We start from the raw sequence: 19,392 nt of genomic DNA on the forward strand, positions 1-19,392 counted from the left end.
GCATATCTGACGCCTCTGCTGTAGCAGAATCGGGTTCAGTTATGTTTTGAAGCTAAGCATAGAGGCTTAGCACAATGCATCAGTCGTCCTGAGCTTGGTCCTGACTCCCAATTGAGTCAGCTTCCTGGCCTCAAACCATGGCTCACCAGGAGGGTGAAACGCCAAATGAGAGACCACATCAAATCGCTCGTATCGATAGCGCCTCTAGGCGCGTGCGCTCTTGCGGGCGCTGCACATGCTCAAACAGAGCCCTCTTACAACATGACAAAAGGTGTTACCGAGATTAGCGGTAAGGTCTATGACCTGCACATGCTCATCTTCTACATCTGTGTCGCGATCGCCGTGGTGGTGTTTGGGGTAATGTTTTACTCCATTTACGCCCACAGGAAATCCAAGGGCGCGGTTGCCGCCAACTTCCACGAAAGTACCAAGGTCGAGATTATCTGGACCGTCATCCCTATCTTGATTCTGGTGGCAATGGCGATCCCCGCCACCAAGACCTTGATTGAGATGGAAGACACCAGTGAATCAGAACTTACGGTCAAAATCACCGGCTCACAGTGGAAGTGGCACTACAGCTACTTCGACCATGATGTTGAGTTTTTTAGTTACCTCTCCACCTCCAATGAACAGATCGAAGGCACAGACGAGAAAGGGGAAAACTACCTGCTTGAGGTAGACAATCCGCTCGTTCTGCCAATCGGCAAGAAGATTCGATTCTTGATGACCGCAGACGATGTTATCCACTCTTGGTGGGTGCCTGATTTTGCTGTGAAGAAAGATACTATCCCGGGCTTCATCAACGAAGCGTGGACCAAGATAGACAAGCCAGGCATTTATCGCGGTCAGTGCGCTGAATTGTGTGGTCGTAACCACGGCTTCATGCCAATCGTAGTGCACGCAGTCGAGGCAGCGGAGTTCGATGATTGGATTGCGAACAAAGAAGCTGAGCTAGCAGAGCAGAAGCTCGCACAAGAGCAGGCTCTACAAACTACCCTGACTATGGATGAATTGATGGTGAAGGGTAAGGAAGTGTACGAAGGCCGCTGTGCGGTGTGTCACCAGAGCAATGGCTTGGGTGTGACGAATGTATTCCCTGCGATGAAAGACAGCCCTGTGGTGTTGGGTGATGTCAACAATCACATCGATATCATCGTCAACGGCGTCAGTGGCACAGCGATGCAGGCGTTTGGCACTCAGTTAACTGCAGAAGAGATTGCGGCGGTTGTGACCTATGAGCGAAATGCTTGGGAGAACAACACCGGAGATGTGGTTCAGGCATCAGATGTGAACGCACAGATGGGCTCGCAAGGGGAATAGAGGAAGGGCGAAACTATGAAAGAGTACGATAAAACCTCTACTTACGAGAGCACTGCGGTCGATGACACCCATGTAGGGGGCGGTGCAGATCATGACGATCATGGGCCTGCCAAAGGGATCGCTCGCTGGATCTATTCCACTAACCACAAAGACATAGGCACTTTGTATCTGTGGTTCAGTTTAATCATGTTCTTCACCGGTGGCGCTATGGCCATGGTGATACGAGCTGAGCTGTTTCAACCAGGCCTGCAATTAGTCGACCCTCAGTTTTTCAACCAGATGACTACAGTCCACGGTTTGATCATGGTATTTGGTGCTGTGATGCCCGCCTTTACCGGCCTTGCCAACTGGATGATCCCTATGATGATAGGAGCGCCGGATATGGCGCTTCCACGGATGAACAACCTTAGCTTCTGGATCTTACCGTTTGCCTTCTTGATTCTACTGAGTTCGCTGTTTATGCCGGGCGGTGGTCCTGACTTCGGTTGGACCTTCTACGCACCGCTTTCCACCACCTATGGCCCTGACAGTACCGCTCTGTTTGTATTCTCGGTGCACATCATGGGTATCAGCTCCATCATGGGTGCCATCAACGTTATCGTAACCATCTTCAATATGCGTGCCCCTGGCATGACCTGGATGAAGATGCCTCTATTCGTTTGGACTTGGTTGATCACCGCTTTCTTGTTGATTGCGGTAATGCCAGTATTGGCTGGTGCAGTAACCATGGTGCTCACCGACAAGTACTTTGGAACTAGCTTCTTTGATGCGGCTGGTGGCGGCGATCCTGTGATGTTCCAACACATCTTCTGGTTCTTCGGACACCCAGAGGTGTACATCATGATTCTGCCATCCTTTGGCATCATCTCAGCTATCGTTCCAGCGTTCAGTGGTAAGAAGCTCTTTGGTTACCACTCTATGGTGTACGCAACCTGCTCCATCGCGCTGTTGTCGTTTTTGGTTTGGGCGCACCACATGTTCACCACGGGGATGCCGGTGTTTGCCGAGATATTCTTTATGTACTGCACCATGTTGATAGCCGTGCCGACAGGGGTGAAGGTGTTTAACTGGGTGGCGACCATGTGGCGAGGGGCATTAACCTTTGAAACCCCTATGCTATTTGCTATCGCCTTTATTGTGCTCTTCACCATTGGTGGCTTCTCTGGTTTGATGCTGGCGATAGTCCCGGCCGATTTCCAGTACCATGATACCTATTTTGTGGTGGCTCACTTCCACTATGTATTAGTGTCCGGAGCCGTGTTCTCCATTATGGCGGCCGCCTATTATTGGCTTCCTAAATGGACTGGCAATATGTATGACCACAAGCTTAGTCTGTGGCACTTCTGGACCTCAATCATCTCAGTAAATCTATTGTTCTTCCCGATGCATTTCCTAGGTCTTGCGGGCATGCCAAGACGTATCCCTGATTACGCTATCCAGTTTGCTGATGTGAATCAGATCGTTTCTATCGGTGGCTTTGCCTTCGGTCTGTCACAGCTTCTGTTCCTCTGGGTAGTGGTGAAATGTATTCGCGGTGGTGAGAAGGCTAAAGCTAAGCCTTGGGAGCGCGCGGAGGGTCTCGAGTGGACGGTGCCAAGCCCTGCGCCACACCACACCTTTAGCGTACCGCCAAAAGTGGAGTAGTAGTTATGGCTAAATCCATGTCGAACAAGAAGTTAACCCTAGTGCTATGTGGCGCTACTCTGGCTATGTTTGGCTTTGGATTTGCCTTGGTCCCTTTGTACGACATCCTATGCGAACAGCTAGGTATCAATGGCAAGACCTCAACAGAGGCTGCTGTCGCGCCTGAGACCATGCAGGTGGACACCAGTCGCACCATTAAAGTCGAGTTTATCTCGCATATCTCTAAGGGCTTACCTCTTTCATTCGAACCTGAAAAGCGAGTGATGAAGGTTCACCCTGGGCAGGTGATTCGCACGGCCTACTTCGCGACTAACAAATCCGGTAATTCTATGGTGGCGCAGGCAGTACCATCTGTGTCCCCAGGTTTAGGTGCGACACACTTCAATAAGATTGAATGCTTCTGCTTTAATCATCAGCCTTTAGAAGGACGAGAGAAAGCTGAGCTACCTTTGATATTTTACGTGGAGCATGACCTTCCAGAGTCAATCCACACTTTGACTCTTTCCTACACCCTTTACGATATTTCCCCTGAGCTTGCTTCTACGGCGTCGATTTCCAATGAGATTGTGAAGCCCTCTGTCAATGCGGATGACACACTAGGAGACACCTTATGAGTAATAAGCATCAGGCTTACTACGTACCTGCTCAGAGTCACTGGCCCTTGGTCGGTGCTATCGCTCTGTTCTTCATTGCTGTTGGCGCAGGCCTAACTGTACAGACTAAGGATACTGGTGGGATCCTTGGCCCTTGGGTGCTGGCGATTGGCATGGTCATTTTGTTGGTGATGCTAGCGGGCTGGTTTACCAACGTGGTGCAGGAGTCTTTGGCAGGTTATTACACAGACCAGATAGCACGCTCATTCAGACAGGGCATGAGTTGGTTTATCTTCTCCGAGGTGATGTTCTTCGGTGCCTTCTTCGGCGCACTCTTCTATGCGCGTATGTTCTCCGTACCTTGGCTAGGTGGTGCCGATAATAACGCCATGACCCACGAGGTGTTGTGGCCGACCTTTGAGGCATTCTGGCCACTGACCACCACCCCTGATGGAACCACTACCCAAGCCATGGGCTGGGAAGGTCTGCCACTTAAAAACACCATTATCCTGCTTATCTCATCCGTTACTCTGCATATGGCACACGTCAGCCTAGAGCAAAACAAGCGTATGGCGCTGATTGTGTGGCTCGAGATCACCATAGTGTTAGCCGCCTTCTTCCTTTACTACCAAGGCGTGGAATACATCCATGCCTATCAGGATATGGGACTGACCCTGCAATCGGGCATTTACGGTAACACTTTCTTCTTGCTCACTGGTTTCCATGGTTTGCATGTATTCCTCGGAACAACCGTGCTGGTGGTGTTGCTGTTCAGGATTGCGAAAGACCACTTTACGCCAAAAGACCATTTTGCCTTCCAAGCGGGCAGTTGGTATTGGCACTTTGTAGACGTGGTCTGGTTGTGTTTGTTTGTGTTTGTGTACGTGATTTAAAGCTATGTGGAGTGGGTGTTCAGTGAGATAAAAGGTGTCACTCGCATGGAAGCGAGTGTCAAGCCTATAGGGATATATTCACGGCGTCCTTTTAGCTCGCGGAATACCCATCTAAGAAACATCAATAAGGACGAGGATTAGGAGTCACCCACCCAAGTTTAAGGGCAAGTATTAGAAACAAGATAACAGACGCAGAGAGCAAAACACGTCTGCCTAGATAGCGAGTCATGGGTTTCGACCCGTCTTCTTTCACCATGATGAACAGAGCCTTAGCGAGATTCACTAGGATAAAGAGCAGTAGTCCAATGATGATTAACTTAAAGATGAATGGTGACATGAGTGCCCCTGCGTTGATGGTGCGAGTGACCGTGACCCTATTAACTGTGGGAGTGTTTGTTCTGCTCGTCAAACTTGGATTTTGGCAACTCTCCCGTGGTGAAGAAAAGCTAGGCTTTGAGGAAGATCTAAGTGCAAGAGATTCGATGGCTCCCCTCTCTTTGGAGCAGATTGAGAGTAAGGTTGGCAAAGAGGTATTAACTGGATACCCACTTAAAGCTAAGGTGGGGACAACCTCGAGCCCCCTCATTTATTGGGACAACGTGACCCATGAATCTCAGGTTGGATATCGAGTGTTTCAGGTAATGAAAGTAGTGGTTGATGGAGAGCCCCAAGGCTTGTTGGTGGAGCTAGGTTTTATCAAAGGAGAAAGCTCCAGAGAAAGCGTGCCCAAGGTTGAAACAGTGTTAGACACGCAGGAAGTCACTGGAAGGGTATTCGAAAAAAGTCACAATCCGCTTAGTTCGGATCTGCTACCTGAGATGCTCGATGGTGGTTTAAGAATCCAGAACCTTAACATGACGCAATTGAGTGCTTATCTTGACCTGCCAATCCTACCATTTGCACTACAACCAGAGATTAGTGAGTCGTCACTCCCCCTTATCTGGAAGCCTTATCCAATGACCTCAGAAAAGCATTTCGGGTATGCCTTTCAGTGGTTCTCTATGGCGGGTGTCTATGCCCTGCTGGTGGTACTCATTGTTGTAAGAAGGAAACTACATGCAAGCTAGTTTGGCAAAAGAGAAACAGCGCAATGGACGAATCAAACTACTCGCCATCCTTGCCCTGTTCGTTATCCCTGTTATTGCCGCCAAAGTTATTCTCTATATGAACTGGTATGAGGGTGGGGCCACCAACAAGGGTACTCTCATAGAGCCAAGGTTCACCTTCGAACAAGTGGGGCTTTCAAATCCTATTCCTGAGTCTTGGCAGCTGGTATTTATCGTCCCTGAGGTGTGTGACTCGGTGTGCGAAGAGCGCTGGTATCTGCTCAACCAAAGCAAAATCGCACTGGGCGCTTATTCTGAGCGTGTAGAAGTGGCGCTGTATGTGTCCACTTCATCAGATGCCAAATGGGTAGAGGCGCTTGATATTGAGCACAAGGTCCTTGTGCTACCAGAGCAAGAGCTACCAATCGCAGACCAAGATTATTTGCTGGTGGATCCTCTCGGTCAGTGGGTTATCCGCTACCCAGAAGTGGACTCAGAGCAAGCGGTGAGCCAAAGCAAGGGGCTCATCTCAGATGTTAGGAAGATACTCAAGCTATCACGAGTGGGGTAAGGATAGATGCAAGGAAGCACAGCACCACAGCAAAGACTACAGAAAATCACATTGGGCGCCCTTGCTCTCACCTTTGTGGTGATTGGACTAGGTGCCTACACTAGGCTTGCTGATGCAGGTTTGGGTTGTCCAGATTGGCCGGGATGCTATGGGCAACTTTCAGTCCCAATGAAAAGCCAAGACGTGATGGCTGCTGAGCAAGCCTTTCCGGAAAGACCTGTGGAAGCCTATAAAGCTTGGCTAGAGATGATTCACAGATATTTTGCCGGCACCCTTGGTTTGGTGGTGTTTGCGCTGGCATATCTTCTTAGTAAACATCAACCTAGCATGCGCAATCTTGGGATTGGGATGAGCGTACTTATCGTGGCACAAGCCGCTCTGGGTATGTGGACGGTCACCCTCAAGCTTATGCCGGTTATCGTCATGCTACACCTCCTCGGGGGCTTTACACTCTTCTGCTTGTTAGCACTCACTTTCTGCAGACTCAGGTTTGCCAATGCCGAACCGAAACTCCTACCTATGAGGCCTCTGTTTAATCTTAGAAGCTTTGCGGCCGTCGCAACTGTGGTCTTGGTATTACAGATCTTGCTCGGCGGATGGACTTCTTCCAACTATGCCGCCTTGATGTGTACTTCCCTACCTATTTGCCAAGGCGAGTGGGCCACACATCTAGACTTTGCCAATGCTTTTGCCTTCATTCAGCTAGGTCATGATAACTATGAGTTTGGGGTATTGGATTACGGGGCTCGCATGACCATACATGTCTCCCATCGCATCGGTGCCATGATCACCACCATCTGTTTATTGTTCTTGATAGTGCAGTTGATCCGCAGTGAATCTCAGATGCTGAAGAGCTTCGCTAAAGTTATCGGCGTGGGTTTAGCCATACAGGTATGGCTGGGTATCGCCAACGTAATCTTCCACCTTCCCCTAATTAATGCCGTCATGCATAACCTAGGTGCGGCCTTGCTACTGGTCACCTTGGTAGCCACCAATCACGCTCTCTGGTCTCGAGTCACAACGGATCCTCTCTCATCACAAGTCTCATCAGATAAGGAACTGTCGCTATGAGTCAATATTCAGCCTCCACCGAATCGATAAAAGCGCGCAGTAATTGGCGCAGTTACTATGAACTGACTAAACCGAAAGTGGTTGCCTTAATGTTGTTAACGGCTGTGGTGGGAATGTGCCTTGCAGTGCCGGGCGCTTTACCGTTGAAAGCCTCTCTGCTTGGTTTGTTTGGCATTGCCTTGATGGCAGGTTCTGCGGCGGCCTACAACCACCTTATTGATCAACGTATCGATGCCATCATGGCGCGCACCTACAAGCGCCCGCTACCTTCTGGTGAGCTTTCCTCAAACAAGGTATTCGTGTTCGCGACTAGCATAGGCGCAATTGGATTTGCGGTGCTTTGGCTTGGAGTAAATGCTCTCACTGCAGTGCTTACCTTTGCCAGCCTACTTGGATATGCGGTGGTTTATACCTTGTATCTGAAAAGGGCAACACCACAGAATATCGTGATTGCCGGAATCGCTGGTGCTATGCCACCACTGCTAGGTTGGACAGCAGTGACAGGAGAACTGCATGCCAATGCGTGGCTGTTGGTGATGATCATTTTTGTCTGGACGCCTCCACACTTTTGGGCGCTCGCTATCCATAGGAAAGACGACTACGCAAAAGCAGATGTGCCTATGCTGCCCGTGACTCATGGTGTGGAATACACCAAGACCAGTGTTCTGCTCTACACCGTGCTCCTGGCCCTTGTGTGCGCCATGCCCATCTTGGTGGGTATGAGTGGTTATATCTATATGATTGGTTCAACCGTTCTCAGCGCTGGCTTTATCTATCATGCGTGGAAGCTGAAGTATCGCAGTGATGAGAAACAGGCGATGGAGACATTTAAGTTTTCCATTTATCACCTGATGTTGTTATTCGTTTTCTTGCTGGTGGATCACTATATCTAATTTCTGCTACCGTAGATTAAGTAACGGATATAAAAGGCATAAATAGAAAATGGAACGAACCCCTACACAATTTCTCAACCAACTGAATCAAGACTATCTAGCAATCCACCGCAGTAAAGAAGACCTGTTCTGGAGCACTTATATGGGCACCAGTGATGACCATAAAGGCTCTACAGCGGCTCAAACAAATTGGACTCAGTTTCTAAGCGATGCCAACCAGATCTCTGAGGTGGAAGCTCAGATAGAGTTGGCAAAATCTATCTCTGATGCCACAGAAAAACAGCAAACCCTGCAAGGCTTGACTGGTTGGCTGAATACTTTCAAGGCACACGCCATTCAAGGCGAACAGTCTCAGGCTCTAAAGAAAGAGTTGATCGAGTTTGAGGCGGAGCTTTTTGAGAAGAAACAGGCTCATCAACTTAGCTACGTAGATGAGAACGGTAATTCAGTAGATGCCTCTCTACCTGTATTGGCTTCGATAATCCGCACCAATGAAAACGCTGATGTACGTCAGTCCGCTCATAAAGCCTTGCTTGATTTAGAGCAATGGCTATTGCAAAACGGTTTTATTGAGTTGGTTAAACTGCGTAACAAGTTTGCTCAATCACTAGGGTATGGCTCTTTCTTCGATTACTCGGTAGAAAAGACCGAGCACATGACCACAGAAGAGCTATTCACCATTCTTGATGATTTTGAACAGCGCACGCGCGAGGCCAATGAGCGTAGCTTAAAACAACTGGCGAGTGACAAAGGAGAGCAGGCTTTAACAGGGTATAACTTCAACTTCTCATTCTCCGGCGATGTTATGAGAGACCTAGACCCTTATGTGCCTTTCTCTAAGTCTTTGCGTCGATGGGTGGAGTCGTTCGGTCGTCTTAATATCGATTATTCAAAGGCTGAGCTATGCCTAGATCTGTTGGATCGCAAAGGTAAGTATCCGAATGGCTTCTGCCATGGACCTATTCCGTCGTTCTATGACAATGGCGATTGGGTAGCGGCTCAGGTTAACTTCACCAGTAACGCAAAGCCAGACCAAGTAGGCAGTGGCTTCGACGGCATTAATACCCTGTTTCATGAGGGCGGCCATGCGGCCCATTTTGCTAACGTGAAAATGAATGCTCCGTGCTTCTCGCAAGAGTTTGCGCCTACCTCAATGGCGTACGCAGAAACCCAGTCTATGTTCTGCGACTCATTGTTAAATGACGCCGATTGGCTTAAGCAATACGCCACCAATGAGGCAGGCGAGAGTGTGCCTGACTCGGTTATCAAATCCATGATAGAGAGTCGTCAGCCATTCAAAGCGTATCAAGAGCGCAGTATCTTGGTGGTGCCATACTTCGAGCGTGCCTTGTATGAGCTTGCTGAGGACGAGTTGACGCCTGAACGTATCACTAATCTGGCTCGTGAGTGTGAGCAAGATATCCTTGGTTTAGAGTGCAGTCCGAGGCCGCTAATCGCAATTCCACATCTGCTATCAGATGAGGCTGCCTGTGCATACCAAGGCTACCTTCTAGCGCATATGGCGGTATACCAAACTCGCGCATACTTTATTGAGAAGTTTGGTTACCTCACAGATAACCCAGAGATAGGTCCGCTACTTGCTGAGCACTATTGGAAGCCGGGTAATAGTCAGTCTCACAATGAGACTATCTTGGCACTGACCGGAGAGGGCTTTAATGCCAAGTATCTTGCTGATGACTGTAATCGCACCGTAGAAGAAACATGGCGTGAAGAGCAGCAGAAGATCGACTCTCTAGCCACTCGCAAAAGGGCAGAGATTGCCTCTTTGAATGCTAGTATCAGAGTGGTTGATGGTGATGCAGAGCTGGCGAGTAACACAGAGTCGGATACTCAGATGTGTGATCAGTTTGAGGCCTATATAGCCAAAACCTACGCTAGTTAATTGAGAACACCCCGCTTTATAGCGGGGTGTTCTTTTATTGCATTAGCCTTGCACTGGCTCAACAAGATATTTCGTGATGATCAGCTTGCCATCGTGCTCTACTAGGTTCCATTTCTCATTGACCAGTAGGTTGATAGATTCGCCTTGATAGGTATCCGCAATCAATCGAATGCGAAGCTCGGCTGTAATTGCGCCATCTTGCTCAGATACCTCGACGTTCTCCACAATATGTTCGCAGTTTGGCTTAAAGATGCCGCGCACTGTTGTGTACCAATCGTTAAAGCCAGCATGTCCCCTGAACTCACCCTCAGGTGAAGTCCATCGGATCTCTTCAGATAGAGACTCTAGGAAGTAGTCATTGCTTTCTGGAAGCACATCAAACTCGGCAAACCACTCTTTAACCAGTTTCTTCACGCGATTTTCAGTTGAGCCAAGCAGCTCATTGATGTTCTCGGCAAGCTCAGCGCCATGCTGCATCGCTTTCACCTCAACCCCTTCTTGAGTGTTGTAGACGCCAGGGATGAATACCATGCCATGGGTGTAGATTGGTTTACGGTAGTTCATGCCCGCTAGATAAGCGGTTTGTTGAAGAGGCATCAACAGCTGCTCAATGGTGAAATGGTTGTATCCTAATGGGTCATAAGACTCTTCAGGACCGCCGATAGTCACAGACAATAAGAAGTCTTTGCCCTTAAGTTTGTCGCCTCTTGAGCCGTAGGCAAAGTTGTACGAGAACACATCGTCTACCCACTTCTTCAGCAGTGCTGGAACCGAATACCAATAGAATGGGAATTGCAGAACAATCACATCCGCTTCAAGCAGTGCTTGCTGCTCTGCTTCCACATCGATTTTGTAATCTGGGTATAGGCTGTCCAAGCGGCGAACCTGGATGTCTGATACGTCTTGTTGAACCTTGTCTAGGATCACCTTGTTAGTGAAAGATTCGTCCAGATTTGGGTGACCAGAAATTACTACAACCTTGCTCATTGCTTTGCTCCAAAATGGGTTAATGCTCGATTTGTGAGTATTCTAGCGAGCCACCTATTGTGTTAGTAGGGCACACTTTACTATTATTTAATTAGGCTAAAGCTAACAATAAAGTTTGATATGAAAGGTACAACATATAATCAGCTGATGGTGTTTCACAGCATAGTGGAGCAGGGGAGTATCCGAGGAGCCGCGCGCAGTCTAGAGATGGCTCCGCCGTCTGTGAGCCAAGCGCTGAAGCTGTTGGAGTCAAATATTGGTCTCACTTTGTTTAACCGCTCTACCCGTCGTATGGAACTGACAGAAGCAGGGCATCTGCTGTATGACCGAACCAAAGAAGCACTCTCCTCACTTTCTAGCGCGTTGGAGAGTGTGAATGAGCTCAGTGAGGTGCCATCAGGGTTAGTGCGCATCACCTTGCCACGTTTCGTCTATCAAACCTATCTTAAGGATATCTACCCCGAGTTCTGTGCTCGCTACCCACAGATACAGCTTGAGATCTCTGTGTCGGATGCGGCGGTGGATATCGTAAAGCAGGGCTTTGATCTCGGGATTAGATTCGGCGATCGTATCGAGCAGGGCATGGTAGCGAGAAAGCTCACAGAGCCCATGCCTGGAGCTATATTTGCTTCACCTGATTACCTTGCTAAGCATGGCACGCCACAAACCATTGATGAGCTAAAGGCGCACCCCTATATCCAGTACCGATACATCACCTCGAACCAGTTTGCCTATTTGGAGGTGATGGATAAAGAGGAAAGACGCAAGCTGGAAATGCCGACGGCCATCGTGGTGAATGATATTGAGCTTGAGGTGGATGCTGCACTAAATGGTATGGGCATTGGCAGTATTGTTTTGCCTTGCGTTGAAAAGCATCTTGAGAGTGGCGAGCTTGTTCCCATCTTGCAACAGCAGTGGGCCATCTATCCGGGTTTATATGTCTATTTTGTGCAGAACAGTCAAAAGGTGAAGAGGGTGAGGGTACTTATCGACTTCTTGGTAGAGAAAATTAACCAGTCACGCTAGGGATACAACTAGCAATGACTGATAATACAAAATAGATACAAATCTAGCTCTTATGTCTTTTTGCGACCAAGGTAAATTTGTAGTCTGTTGATTTAAAGAAGTTTCTGCTGTACTCAAAAACCGTATCGTCGTGCAGATAACCTCGGGTACGTTTCTCTATGATAGGCTGGGTTTCATCGATACCTAGAAGCTCGGCGATATCCTGAGGTGGGTGCACCGGAATGATCTCTTGCTCACTTCTATCTATGACCATACCCTTCTCAGACTCTATGAAATGGTACTTAGAGCCTTGCATCGTCTGGTATGAGAGATCAGGAAACAGAGCCAGTGGTAGCCAGGTCTCTTCTACGGTAATCGGGTTATCGTCTAGGTAACGCACGCGTTTCACGTAGAAGATCTTATCGCCCTCACTTATGTCGAGGTGCTCCGCCATGGTAATAGAGGCCGTCGAGATCTCAAACGCAATCACATCGCTGTGGGTTTTTACATCCAAGTGTGCCCACTTTTCATCAAAGCTCGATTGTTGATAGATGTCGTAGTTCACCTTGTTCTCTTTCACATAGGTGCCACTGCCTTGAACGCTTTCCAGCTCATCATTTTCAATCAATAGCTTAAGTGCCTGACGAACGGTTACGCGGCTTACAGAAAACTCTTCGCGCAGCTGCGCCTCAGTAGGCAAGGCTTCCCCTACCTTATACTCACCACTGCTGATCTTCTCTCTGATTTCATCAGCGATCTTGCGATACATGGGCAATCTGGCCATGAATACTCCAACTAACTTCTAATGTCCCGCTTTGTTACGGGCCGATCTTTATTCTTATTACACCCTTGCAACCTCAAAAAGCCATCGAAGTTACATTTTGAAATACTTGGGTGTTCATATCACAAACCTGAATGTCACCGCTTGCTGATTAATAAATATCCAGCATATTGACCGGAATTATGCATTGCTTGAGACAAATTAGTGCTCTCAAGTAAGGCTTGTGACTAGTCACTGATGGCTATGATACGACTTTTATTTACTTGGACAAGAGTTTGTATAGGACTTTTTAAAGTAACTTTAAATACAAATTTAATACAAAAAGATCAATATGCGAGATCGTTGTCACAGTTTATTTGTATTAAATAGGTATTATTTGAGTCGTTGAGTAGCTACCTCCTCATAGAACGTGACTAACGGGACGACAGGTTATGAAATTAACAACTCTTACCAACGCATCGCTAATAAACCTACAAACGACTTTTGAAAGTCGTGATGCGGCAATACATGCACTTGCAGACCAACTAGATAAACAAGGCAAGTTGCATGACAAACAACAATATTTAGACGCTGTATTTAAGCGTGAACAAGAAGGGCCTACGGCTCTAGGTGAAGGCCTAGCGGTACCGCACGGTAAAACCGATGCAGTAAAAGAAGCTGCCTTTGCTGTTGCAACACTAAAGCAAGACCTTAAATGGCAAGGCATCGACGAAGATGAAGACGTTAACCTTATCTTCTTGATCGCAATTCCTAACGCAGAAGCGGGTTCTACCCACATGCATCTGCTAACCGAGTTGACCACCACTCTCGTTGACGATGAAGTTCGCGAAGTCGTGCTTAACGCAACAACTGCTGAACAGGTTTTGGCGCTTTTGGGCGATGAAGAACCAAAGTCGACCTCATCAGACTCCCCTGCTGATGAGAATGCTCCGACTATCGTATGTGTCACTGCCTGTCCGGCAGGCATTGCACATACCTATATGGCAGCGGAGTACCTTGAAAAAGCGGGTAAAAAGCTAGGCTACAACGTGGTAGTTGAGAAGCAGGGTGCAAACGGCATCGAAGGCCGATTGACTGCTGAGCAACTTAATAAGGCAACCGCTGCAGTATTTGCAGCCGAAGTTGCTATTAAAGAAGTCGAGCGTTTCCAAGGTATTCCGCGAGTTGAGACTCCAGTAGCTGAGCCTATTCGCCACGCTGAGCGCATCCTAAATGATGCGATTGAGGCATCGAAATCTGGCTCTGGTGAAGAGCGTGCAATAGCAACAGACGACAGGCCAAAGAAACTGCCGCTAAAGACCGAGCTTAAGCAAGCACTGCTTTCTGGTATCTCTTATGCGGTTCCCCTTATTGTTGCTGGTGGTACAGTATTGGCTGTTGCGGTTCTGATTGCTCAAATCTTTGATCTGCAAGATTTGTATGCAACCGATGGCTCTTGGCTATGGATGTATCGCAAGCTCGGTGGTGGCCTACTGGGTACGCTGATGGTGCCAGTACTTGCCGCTTACACTGCATACTCACTGGCGGATAAACCGGCCCTTGGTCCAGGCTTTGCCGCAGGTATCGCTGCTAACCTTATCGGTTCTGGCTTCCTTGGCGGTGTAGTAGGCGGTTTGATCGCCGGCTACGTGATGCGCTGGGTGAAAGAGAACGTGCGTTTAAGCCCTGCGTTCAATGGATTTTTGACCTTCTACCTCTATCCAGTCATCGGCACCTTAGTTGCGGGTAGCTTGATGCTGTTCGTAATTGGTAAGCCAGTAGCTTGGCTAAACCAAGGTCTAACCGACTGGCTGAACGGCATATCTGGTACCAACGCACTGCTTCTTGGCGCGGTTATTGGTTGCTTCGTATCTTTCGACCTTGGTGGTCCAGTAAACAAGGCTGCGTATGCCTTCTGTCTGGGTGCTATGGCGAACGGTGTGTATGGTCCTTATGCCATCTTCGGTAGCGTTAAAATGGTATCGGCATTTACAGTGACCGCATCGACCATGCTGGCTCCACGCTTGTTCAAAGACTTTGAGATTGAGACAGGTAAATCCACTTGGCTACTTGGCCTAGCGGGTATCACCGAGGGTGCTATCCCAATGGCGATTGAAGACCCTATACGCGTAATTGGCTCTTTCCTTGTGGGCTCTATCATGACTGGCGCTATGATTGGCGCTGCGGGTATCGGCCTTTCAACTCCGGGTGCTGGTATCTTCTCCATCTTCCTACTGCACGATGCAGGCCTAGGTTCATTCATGGCCGCTGGCATCTGGTTCGGCGCCGCTATTATCGGCACCATTATCTCTACACTGCTTCTGGTTTCGTGGCGTGCACACGCTGTGAAAAAGGGCAAGTTTGACGCTCAAGTAGCGACTCAAAACTAATCACTTAGCAACAATCAAAGATGCTCGGGTTCAAGCAACCCGAGCCATTCCAAACATTAGCGATGTTTCGCACAGGTACAAGATTATGACTACATCTCGCGTCCACATTACTCCACACATGCACTGGGATCGTGAATGGTATTTTACGACTGAAGAGTCTCGTATTCTTCTGGTCAACAACATGGAAGAGATCACGAACCGCCTAGAGTCGGACCCTGAGTACAAATACTATGTGCTCGATGGCCAGACTGCAGTTCTGGAAGACTACTTCGCTATTAAGCCTGAGAACAAACAGCGTGTGAAAGCTCTAGTTGAGGCGGGCAAGTTGATTATCGGACCATGGTATAGCCAAACCGATACTATGCAGGTTTCGGGTGAGTCTATCGTGCGTAACATGCTGTATGGAATGAAGGACTGCTTAGAGTTTGGTCAGCCAATGAAGATAGGTTATCTGCCAGATTCATTCTCAATGAGCTCGCAGTTACCGATGATCTACAAAGGCTTCGGTATCGACCGTGCTATGTTCTGGCGTGGTTGCTCTGAGCGTCACGGTACCAATAAGACTGAGTTCGTTTGGCAATCCAATGATGGTAGTGAAGTAACGGCTCAAGTATTGCCTCTGGGTTATGCTATCGGTAAGTATCTGCCTCAAGATGAGCAGGGTCTGCGTGACCGTCTAGACAAGTATTTCCCTGTACTTGAGAAGCCGTCAGTCACTAAGGATATCCTGCTGCCAAACGGCCATGACCAGATGCCTATCCAGAAGGATATCTTCGAGGTGATGGACAAACTTCGCGAGATCTACCCTCAGCGCGAGTTCAAGATGAGTCGCTTTGAAGAGGTGTTCGAGCGCATTGAAGCGGTTCGTGATCAGCTTGATACGGTTAAGGGTGAGTTTAACGACGGCAAATACATGCGTGTTCACCGCACCATTTCTTCTACTCGTATGGATATCAAGCTTATCCACGCTGAGGTAGAGAACAAGATCGTAAATATCCTTGAGCCATTGGCGTCTATCGCTTGGACCCTTGGCTTTGAGTATCATCACGGCCTTATTGAGAAGATGTGGAAAGAGAGCATGAAGAACCATGCTCATGATTCTATCGGATGTTGCTGTAGCGACAAGGTGCACGCTGAGATCCTAGCGCGTTACATCCTTGCTGATGATATGGCTACTAACCTTATTAAATTCTACAAGCGTAAGATTGTTGACCACATGCTTGAGCGTGAGGGCTGTGACAAGCTGGCATTGTTTAACCTACTGCCGTATGAGCGCGAAGAGGTGGTAAACACTACCATCACTATCCGTGCTCAAGAGTTCAGTCTGTTTGATGACCAAGGCAACGAGGTTGAGTACTTTATTACCGATTCTCGTGAAATTGACCCAGGTAAGGTAGACCGTCAGATCGTTCACTACGGTAACTACGACCCATTCATGGAATTCGATATTCAGTTTACCCGCACCGTACCGGCGATGGGCTTCACCACCCTTCATATTGAGGGTAACAAGTCTGGTTCACTGAAAGCAGTTGCGTCACAAAGTAATGCTCTTGAGAACGAGTTCTACCACATTACTGTTAACGAAAACGGAACGCTTACGCTTTTAGATAAGGCCACCCAAAAGACCTTTGAACAGGTACTGCGCCTAGAGAACGGCTCAGATGATGGTGATGAGTACGACTACTCACCGTCTCGCAAAGAGTGGCTGATCTATTCGGATGAGTTCAAGGTTGATACCAAGGTGACTCAGCAAGGATTCCAGTCTGTTGCTGATATCAAACTGCGCATGCAGGTGCCAACTGACCTTGAGGCTCGTGAAAACCGCAGTAACCAAGATGGCTATGTAGATGTGGTTTGTCAGGTTGTGCTGAAGCAGGGCTCTCGTCGCATCGAGGTGAACATGGAACTGGATAACCAAGCTAATGACCATCGTCTACGCGTGCTTATCCCAACCCCATTCACTACCGACACAGTAGTGGCGGACAACCAGTTTGGTCTTATCACTCGCACTACTCAAGATGCCGCCATGGAAGTGTGGGAGCAAGAGGGTTGGAAAGAAGCGCCAGTGCCTGTGTATCAGATGATGAACTTTGCCTCTCTTGAAGAAAGCGGTGCTGGCATGGCGGTCATGTCTGGTGGTCTGCGTGAGTTTGAAGTAATTGAATCGGCAAATGCTGGCAAACGTGACACCTTTGCTCTGACCCTGTTCCGTGGGGTGGGTGTGCTTGGTAAAGAGAACCTGCTGCTTCGTCCGGGTCGTCCATCGGGTATCAAGATCCCAACCCCAGATTCACAGACCCGCGGTAAGCTTAGCTGTAGCTTTAGCCTGTTTGGATTTGAAGGCACACACGTTGAAGCTAACGTGATGGCAGAAGCGCGTGAGAACGTGACTCCAATTCAGTGCTACAACAAGATCCCATACAACGCGATGAAGTTGAACGTGGGCGAGCAGAACCTACCGCTAGAGTTCAGCCTACTGAACAAACCAAAATCTGGCGCAGTGCTAAGTGTGCTGAAAAAAGCTGAGAATGCCGATGCGCTAGTGCTTCGTGTTTACAACCCTGCAGAGGGTACAGAGGTAGAAGACAAGGTAGAGTTCACCTCGCAAGTGGCAAGCTGGCGAGAAGTAGACCTAAACGAGTCGCTACTTGAGACAGATGCAGAGATGCAAAGCTTTGGTACGCTGAAGCCATGTCAGGCGAAGTCGTTCCAAGTTAAGTTTTAAGACTGACTATATAGAATAGTGAAAGCCGACCTAGTGTCGGCTTTATTACGTTTAATGGCGAGCTGAAGGAGTCCAATAGCTTGATGGTTTCAAACTGCTAAAGTGGTAGTGGGCTCGTTGGATCTCGTTAAACTCTAACATCCATTTAGAGCAGCGTTGCTGGCCACAAAAGGCTTCCATATGTTTGAGCAAGGTCTCTCCATTACTCTCGATAACCTGCATGGTGGCAGTCACCAGATCCGACTGTTCTAAAGAAAGGAACTGCATTAAAGCGTAGTTCTGATTTAGGGTATCGAACGCTTGTTGTTGTCTGCCTAGGCTTTCAAGGATCTTGGATTGAGCAATAGCCGCATCGGTTATACCGCCAAGTAAGCAAACAAACTGGCACGGCCTAGTACTGGTACTTTCAACTGCGTTGTGAACATGAGTTGGAAGGTTGTCTAACACTAACTTAAACAAGCTAAATGCTTCGGGAAGTTGACCTCGCTCCATTAGCTTTTCAGCCTTTTGGTATTGAATCCAGCACTGTTTGAGTTCCATTTTTGAACGCTCCCTTTGTAATCAGCAAACAGTATTTAAATGCAATTAGGTTTCAATTGCAAATAATTATCATTTGTATTTTGAGAGTGTTCAAAAAAGGATGCTAGAGAAACCTAATATCCAGTCCTATTTAAGGCATTTGTACGCACTGCCAGAGAAGGTCACCGATGTCTGGAAGTAACGCTTGTCTATGGTAAGCACGGTATCAGCACCTAGGGCGCTGGCCTCGTTTTTCAACTCGTTTAGTGCGCCTTCAACGAGAGTATCGTTAGGGTAAAATAGATAGCTATACCAATGGCCTTCGGAGCCTGTGACCTCACCAAGCCATTCACAATCGGCATTGGCTCGAATAGGGAAGGATTCCACTGCCACGTTGGCGGCAGTGGGTTCTAATTGCTTGGTAGGCGTTGTGCAACCTGCTAACGCCACTAGGGCGAAGATGCCCAGTAAGTACTTCATTCTTAAACCTAATTTAGATGCTTATCCTAAGCATAGTCGGATCTTGTGAAGGTATTTTTAACTAAAAGGTCATTCAGCGTTTCGCTCTTCTCAAGCTTGAATTGCAAGGGTTGCTCAAGGTCCGAAAACAGTGGAATACCGCCACCTAACAAGATAGGGATGGTAGTGATAACAAGCTTGTCGATAAGGTCTTCTTGAAGAAAACTTTGCACGGTTTTACCGCCGTCGATGTAGAGGTTGTTCAGGCCCTTCTCTTTTAACGTAGCGGTTATCTCTTCAGGGGTTCCTTTGACTGGAAAGATCTTATCTTCTAGACCTTCTGGCGCTTGGGTCAGCTTTGAACTCAGCACATATACAGGTTTGTTGTATGGCCAGTCGATACCAAAAGAGAGCACCTTCTCCATGGTGTTTCGCCCCATTACCAGTGCATCGATGGAGTCCATAAATTCCGCGAAGCCAAAGTCAGAGCCATCAGGGTTTGGCACTTGGTGTAACCAGTCTAGGTCATTGTTCTTGTCAGCAATGTAGCCGTCTAGGCTGGTGGCGATGTAGACGATATTAGCCATGATTTTCCCCGCGTAATCAGTTAGAT

General features: G+C 48.1%; 18 protein-coding genes. 12 read left to right on the plus strand and 6 right to left on the minus strand.

The window, feature by feature from the left end; translation table 11 throughout:
* Window positions 1–165 precede the first annotated feature (165 nt).
* The 4 genes from coxB to Pcarn_RS16695 are packed head-to-tail and all read left to right on the plus strand — an operon-like array spanning window position 166 to window position 4,450.
* Window positions 166–1,320: a cytochrome c oxidase subunit II gene (gene coxB, locus Pcarn_RS16680; protein WP_449361601.1), complete on the plus strand. Its 1,155-nt coding sequence runs from the start codon at window positions 166–168 to the stop codon at window positions 1,318–1,320.
* Window positions 1,321–1,335: 15 nt separating this feature from the next.
* Entirely contained in the window at window positions 1,336–2,964 is a 1,629-nt protein-coding gene (ctaD, locus tag Pcarn_RS16685) for a cytochrome c oxidase subunit I (protein ID WP_261837055.1), read from the plus strand.
* 5 nt (window positions 2,965–2,969) lie between these two features.
* A complete protein-coding gene (locus Pcarn_RS16690; RefSeq protein WP_261837056.1) occupies window positions 2,970–3,578 on the plus strand; it encodes a cytochrome c oxidase assembly protein in 609 nt (202 codons plus the stop codon).
* Complete coding sequence (locus tag Pcarn_RS16695; protein WP_261837057.1) at window positions 3,575–4,450, plus strand: cytochrome c oxidase subunit 3; 876 nt, start codon at window positions 3,575–3,577, stop codon at window positions 4,448–4,450. Before Pcarn_RS16690 ends, Pcarn_RS16695 begins: the two co-directional genes overlap by 4 nt.
* Window positions 4,451–4,571: 121 nt before the next feature.
* Here the strand turns inward: Pcarn_RS16695 and Pcarn_RS16700 are convergent, their stop codons facing one another.
* Window positions 4,572–4,787, minus strand: a complete 216-nt coding sequence (locus tag Pcarn_RS16700) for a DUF2909 domain-containing protein (RefSeq protein ID WP_261837058.1) — start codon at window positions 4,785–4,787, stop codon at window positions 4,572–4,574.
* Between Pcarn_RS16700 and Pcarn_RS16705 the strand changes: the two genes are divergently transcribed.
* Genes Pcarn_RS16705 through Pcarn_RS16725 form a run of 5 tightly spaced genes read left to right on the plus strand, consistent with a single transcriptional unit; the run spans window position 4,786 to window position 9,934 of the window.
* A complete protein-coding gene (locus tag Pcarn_RS16705) occupies window positions 4,786–5,517 on the plus strand; it encodes an SURF1 family protein (RefSeq protein WP_261837059.1) in 732 nt (243 codons plus the stop codon). The two genes, Pcarn_RS16700 and Pcarn_RS16705, sit on opposite strands and share 2 nt — an antisense overlap.
* Window positions 5,507–6,067, plus strand: coding sequence for a hypothetical protein (locus tag Pcarn_RS16710; protein ID WP_261837060.1), 561 nt, complete (start codon window positions 5,507–5,509; stop codon window positions 6,065–6,067). Before Pcarn_RS16705 ends, Pcarn_RS16710 begins: the two co-directional genes overlap by 11 nt.
* A gap of 6 nt (window positions 6,068–6,073) precedes the next feature.
* Entirely contained in the window at window positions 6,074–7,138 is a 1,065-nt protein-coding gene (locus Pcarn_RS16715) for a COX15/CtaA family protein (RefSeq protein ID WP_261837061.1), read from the plus strand.
* On the plus strand, window positions 7,135–8,031 hold the full coding sequence (gene cyoE, locus Pcarn_RS16720; RefSeq protein ID WP_261837062.1) for a heme o synthase: 897 nt from the start codon (window positions 7,135–7,137) through the stop codon (window positions 8,029–8,031). Before Pcarn_RS16715 ends, cyoE begins: the two co-directional genes overlap by 4 nt.
* Before the next feature lie 49 nt (window positions 8,032–8,080).
* Window positions 8,081–9,934 carry a M3 family metallopeptidase gene (locus Pcarn_RS16725; RefSeq protein WP_261837063.1) on the plus strand — a complete coding sequence of 618 codons (1,854 nt, stop codon included), beginning with the start codon at window positions 8,081–8,083 and terminating at the stop codon, window positions 9,932–9,934.
* 42 nt (window positions 9,935–9,976) lie between these two features.
* Here Pcarn_RS16725 and Pcarn_RS16730 read toward each other — a convergent pair whose 3' ends face one another.
* Complete coding sequence (locus Pcarn_RS16730; RefSeq protein ID WP_261837064.1) at window positions 9,977–10,921, minus strand: NAD(P)H-dependent oxidoreductase; 945 nt, start codon at window positions 10,919–10,921, stop codon at window positions 9,977–9,979.
* Window positions 10,922–11,041: 120 nt separating this feature from the next.
* Here Pcarn_RS16730 and Pcarn_RS16735 point away from each other — a divergent pair, with 120 nt between their 5' ends.
* Window positions 11,042–11,947, plus strand: a complete 906-nt coding sequence (locus Pcarn_RS16735) for a LysR family transcriptional regulator (RefSeq protein WP_261837065.1) — start codon at window positions 11,042–11,044, stop codon at window positions 11,945–11,947.
* 43 nt (window positions 11,948–11,990) lie between these two features.
* Here the strand turns inward: Pcarn_RS16735 and Pcarn_RS16740 are convergent, their stop codons facing one another.
* Window positions 11,991–12,710, minus strand: a complete 720-nt coding sequence (locus tag Pcarn_RS16740; protein WP_261837066.1) for a GntR family transcriptional regulator — start codon at window positions 12,708–12,710, stop codon at window positions 11,991–11,993.
* A 428-nt stretch (window positions 12,711–13,138) separates the two neighbouring features.
* On the opposite strand from Pcarn_RS16740, the gene mngA reads away from it, so the two are divergent.
* A complete protein-coding gene (gene mngA / locus Pcarn_RS16745) occupies window positions 13,139–15,076 on the plus strand; it encodes a PTS 2-O-a-mannosyl-D-glycerate transporter subunit IIABC (RefSeq protein ID WP_261837067.1) in 1,938 nt (645 codons plus the stop codon).
* An 85-nt stretch (window positions 15,077–15,161) separates the two neighbouring features.
* Window positions 15,162–17,801 (plus strand): mannosylglycerate hydrolase, encoded by a 2,640-nt coding sequence (gene mngB / locus Pcarn_RS16750; protein ID WP_261837068.1) that lies wholly within the window; start codon window positions 15,162–15,164, stop codon window positions 17,799–17,801.
* Between the two features lie 51 nt (window positions 17,802–17,852).
* Here mngB and Pcarn_RS16755 read toward each other — a convergent pair whose 3' ends face one another.
* The 3 genes from Pcarn_RS16755 to Pcarn_RS16765 all read right to left on the minus strand — a co-directional run bounded on the left by Pcarn_RS16755 (window position 17,853) and on the right by Pcarn_RS16765 (window position 19,366).
* A complete protein-coding gene (locus Pcarn_RS16755) occupies window positions 17,853–18,341 on the minus strand; it encodes a hypothetical protein (protein ID WP_261837069.1) in 489 nt (162 codons plus the stop codon).
* 126 nt (window positions 18,342–18,467) lie between these two features.
* Complete coding sequence (locus tag Pcarn_RS16760) at window positions 18,468–18,800, minus strand: DUF4156 domain-containing protein (RefSeq protein WP_261837070.1); 333 nt, start codon at window positions 18,798–18,800, stop codon at window positions 18,468–18,470.
* Window positions 18,801–18,826: 26 nt separating this feature from the next.
* Window positions 18,827–19,366: a dihydrofolate reductase family protein gene (locus Pcarn_RS16765; protein WP_261837071.1), complete on the minus strand. Its 540-nt coding sequence runs from the start codon at window positions 19,364–19,366 to the stop codon at window positions 18,827–18,829.
* Window positions 19,367–19,392: the final 26 nt, after the last annotated feature.

The sequence above is a fragment of the Vibrio ishigakensis genome (assembly GCF_024347675.1).
In the GTDB taxonomy this organism is placed as follows: domain Bacteria; phylum Pseudomonadota; class Gammaproteobacteria; order Enterobacterales; family Vibrionaceae; genus Vibrio; species Vibrio ishigakensis.

Bases quoted from the DNA above. Each gene is read 5' to 3' on its own strand.
- coxB (WP_449361601.1), top strand. From the start codon at position 166: ATGAGAGACCACATCAAATCGCTCGTATCGATAGCGCCTCTAGGCGCG.
- ctaD (WP_261837055.1), top strand. From the start codon at position 1,336: ATGAAAGAGTACGATAAAACCTCTACTTACGAGAGCACTGCGGTCGAT.
- Pcarn_RS16690 (WP_261837056.1), top strand. From the start codon at position 2,970: ATGGCTAAATCCATGTCGAACAAGAAGTTAACCCTAGTGCTATGTGGC.
- Pcarn_RS16695 (WP_261837057.1), top strand. From the start codon at position 3,575: ATGAGTAATAAGCATCAGGCTTACTACGTACCTGCTCAGAGTCACTGG.
- Pcarn_RS16705 (WP_261837059.1), top strand. From the start codon at position 4,786: ATGAGTGCCCCTGCGTTGATGGTGCGAGTGACCGTGACCCTATTAACT.
- Pcarn_RS16700 (WP_261837058.1), bottom strand. From the start codon at position 4,787: ATGTCACCATTCATCTTTAAGTTAATCATCATTGGACTACTGCTCTTT.
- Pcarn_RS16710 (WP_261837060.1), top strand. From the start codon at position 5,507: ATGCAAGCTAGTTTGGCAAAAGAGAAACAGCGCAATGGACGAATCAAA.
- Pcarn_RS16715 (WP_261837061.1), top strand. From the start codon at position 6,074: ATGCAAGGAAGCACAGCACCACAGCAAAGACTACAGAAAATCACATTG.
- cyoE (WP_261837062.1), top strand. From the start codon at position 7,135: ATGAGTCAATATTCAGCCTCCACCGAATCGATAAAAGCGCGCAGTAAT.
- Pcarn_RS16725 (WP_261837063.1), top strand. From the start codon at position 8,081: ATGGAACGAACCCCTACACAATTTCTCAACCAACTGAATCAAGACTAT.
- Pcarn_RS16730 (WP_261837064.1), bottom strand. From the start codon at position 10,921: ATGAGCAAGGTTGTAGTAATTTCTGGTCACCCAAATCTGGACGAATCT.
- Pcarn_RS16735 (WP_261837065.1), top strand. From the start codon at position 11,042: ATGAAAGGTACAACATATAATCAGCTGATGGTGTTTCACAGCATAGTG.
- Pcarn_RS16740 (WP_261837066.1), bottom strand. From the start codon at position 12,710: ATGGCCAGATTGCCCATGTATCGCAAGATCGCTGATGAAATCAGAGAG.
- mngA (WP_261837067.1), top strand. From the start codon at position 13,139: ATGAAATTAACAACTCTTACCAACGCATCGCTAATAAACCTACAAACG.
- mngB (WP_261837068.1), top strand. From the start codon at position 15,162: ATGACTACATCTCGCGTCCACATTACTCCACACATGCACTGGGATCGT.
- Pcarn_RS16755 (WP_261837069.1), bottom strand. From the start codon at position 18,341: ATGGAACTCAAACAGTGCTGGATTCAATACCAAAAGGCTGAAAAGCTA.
- Pcarn_RS16760 (WP_261837070.1), bottom strand. From the start codon at position 18,800: ATGAAGTACTTACTGGGCATCTTCGCCCTAGTGGCGTTAGCAGGTTGC.
- Pcarn_RS16765 (WP_261837071.1), bottom strand. From the start codon at position 19,366: ATGGCTAATATCGTCTACATCGCCACCAGCCTAGACGGCTACATTGCT.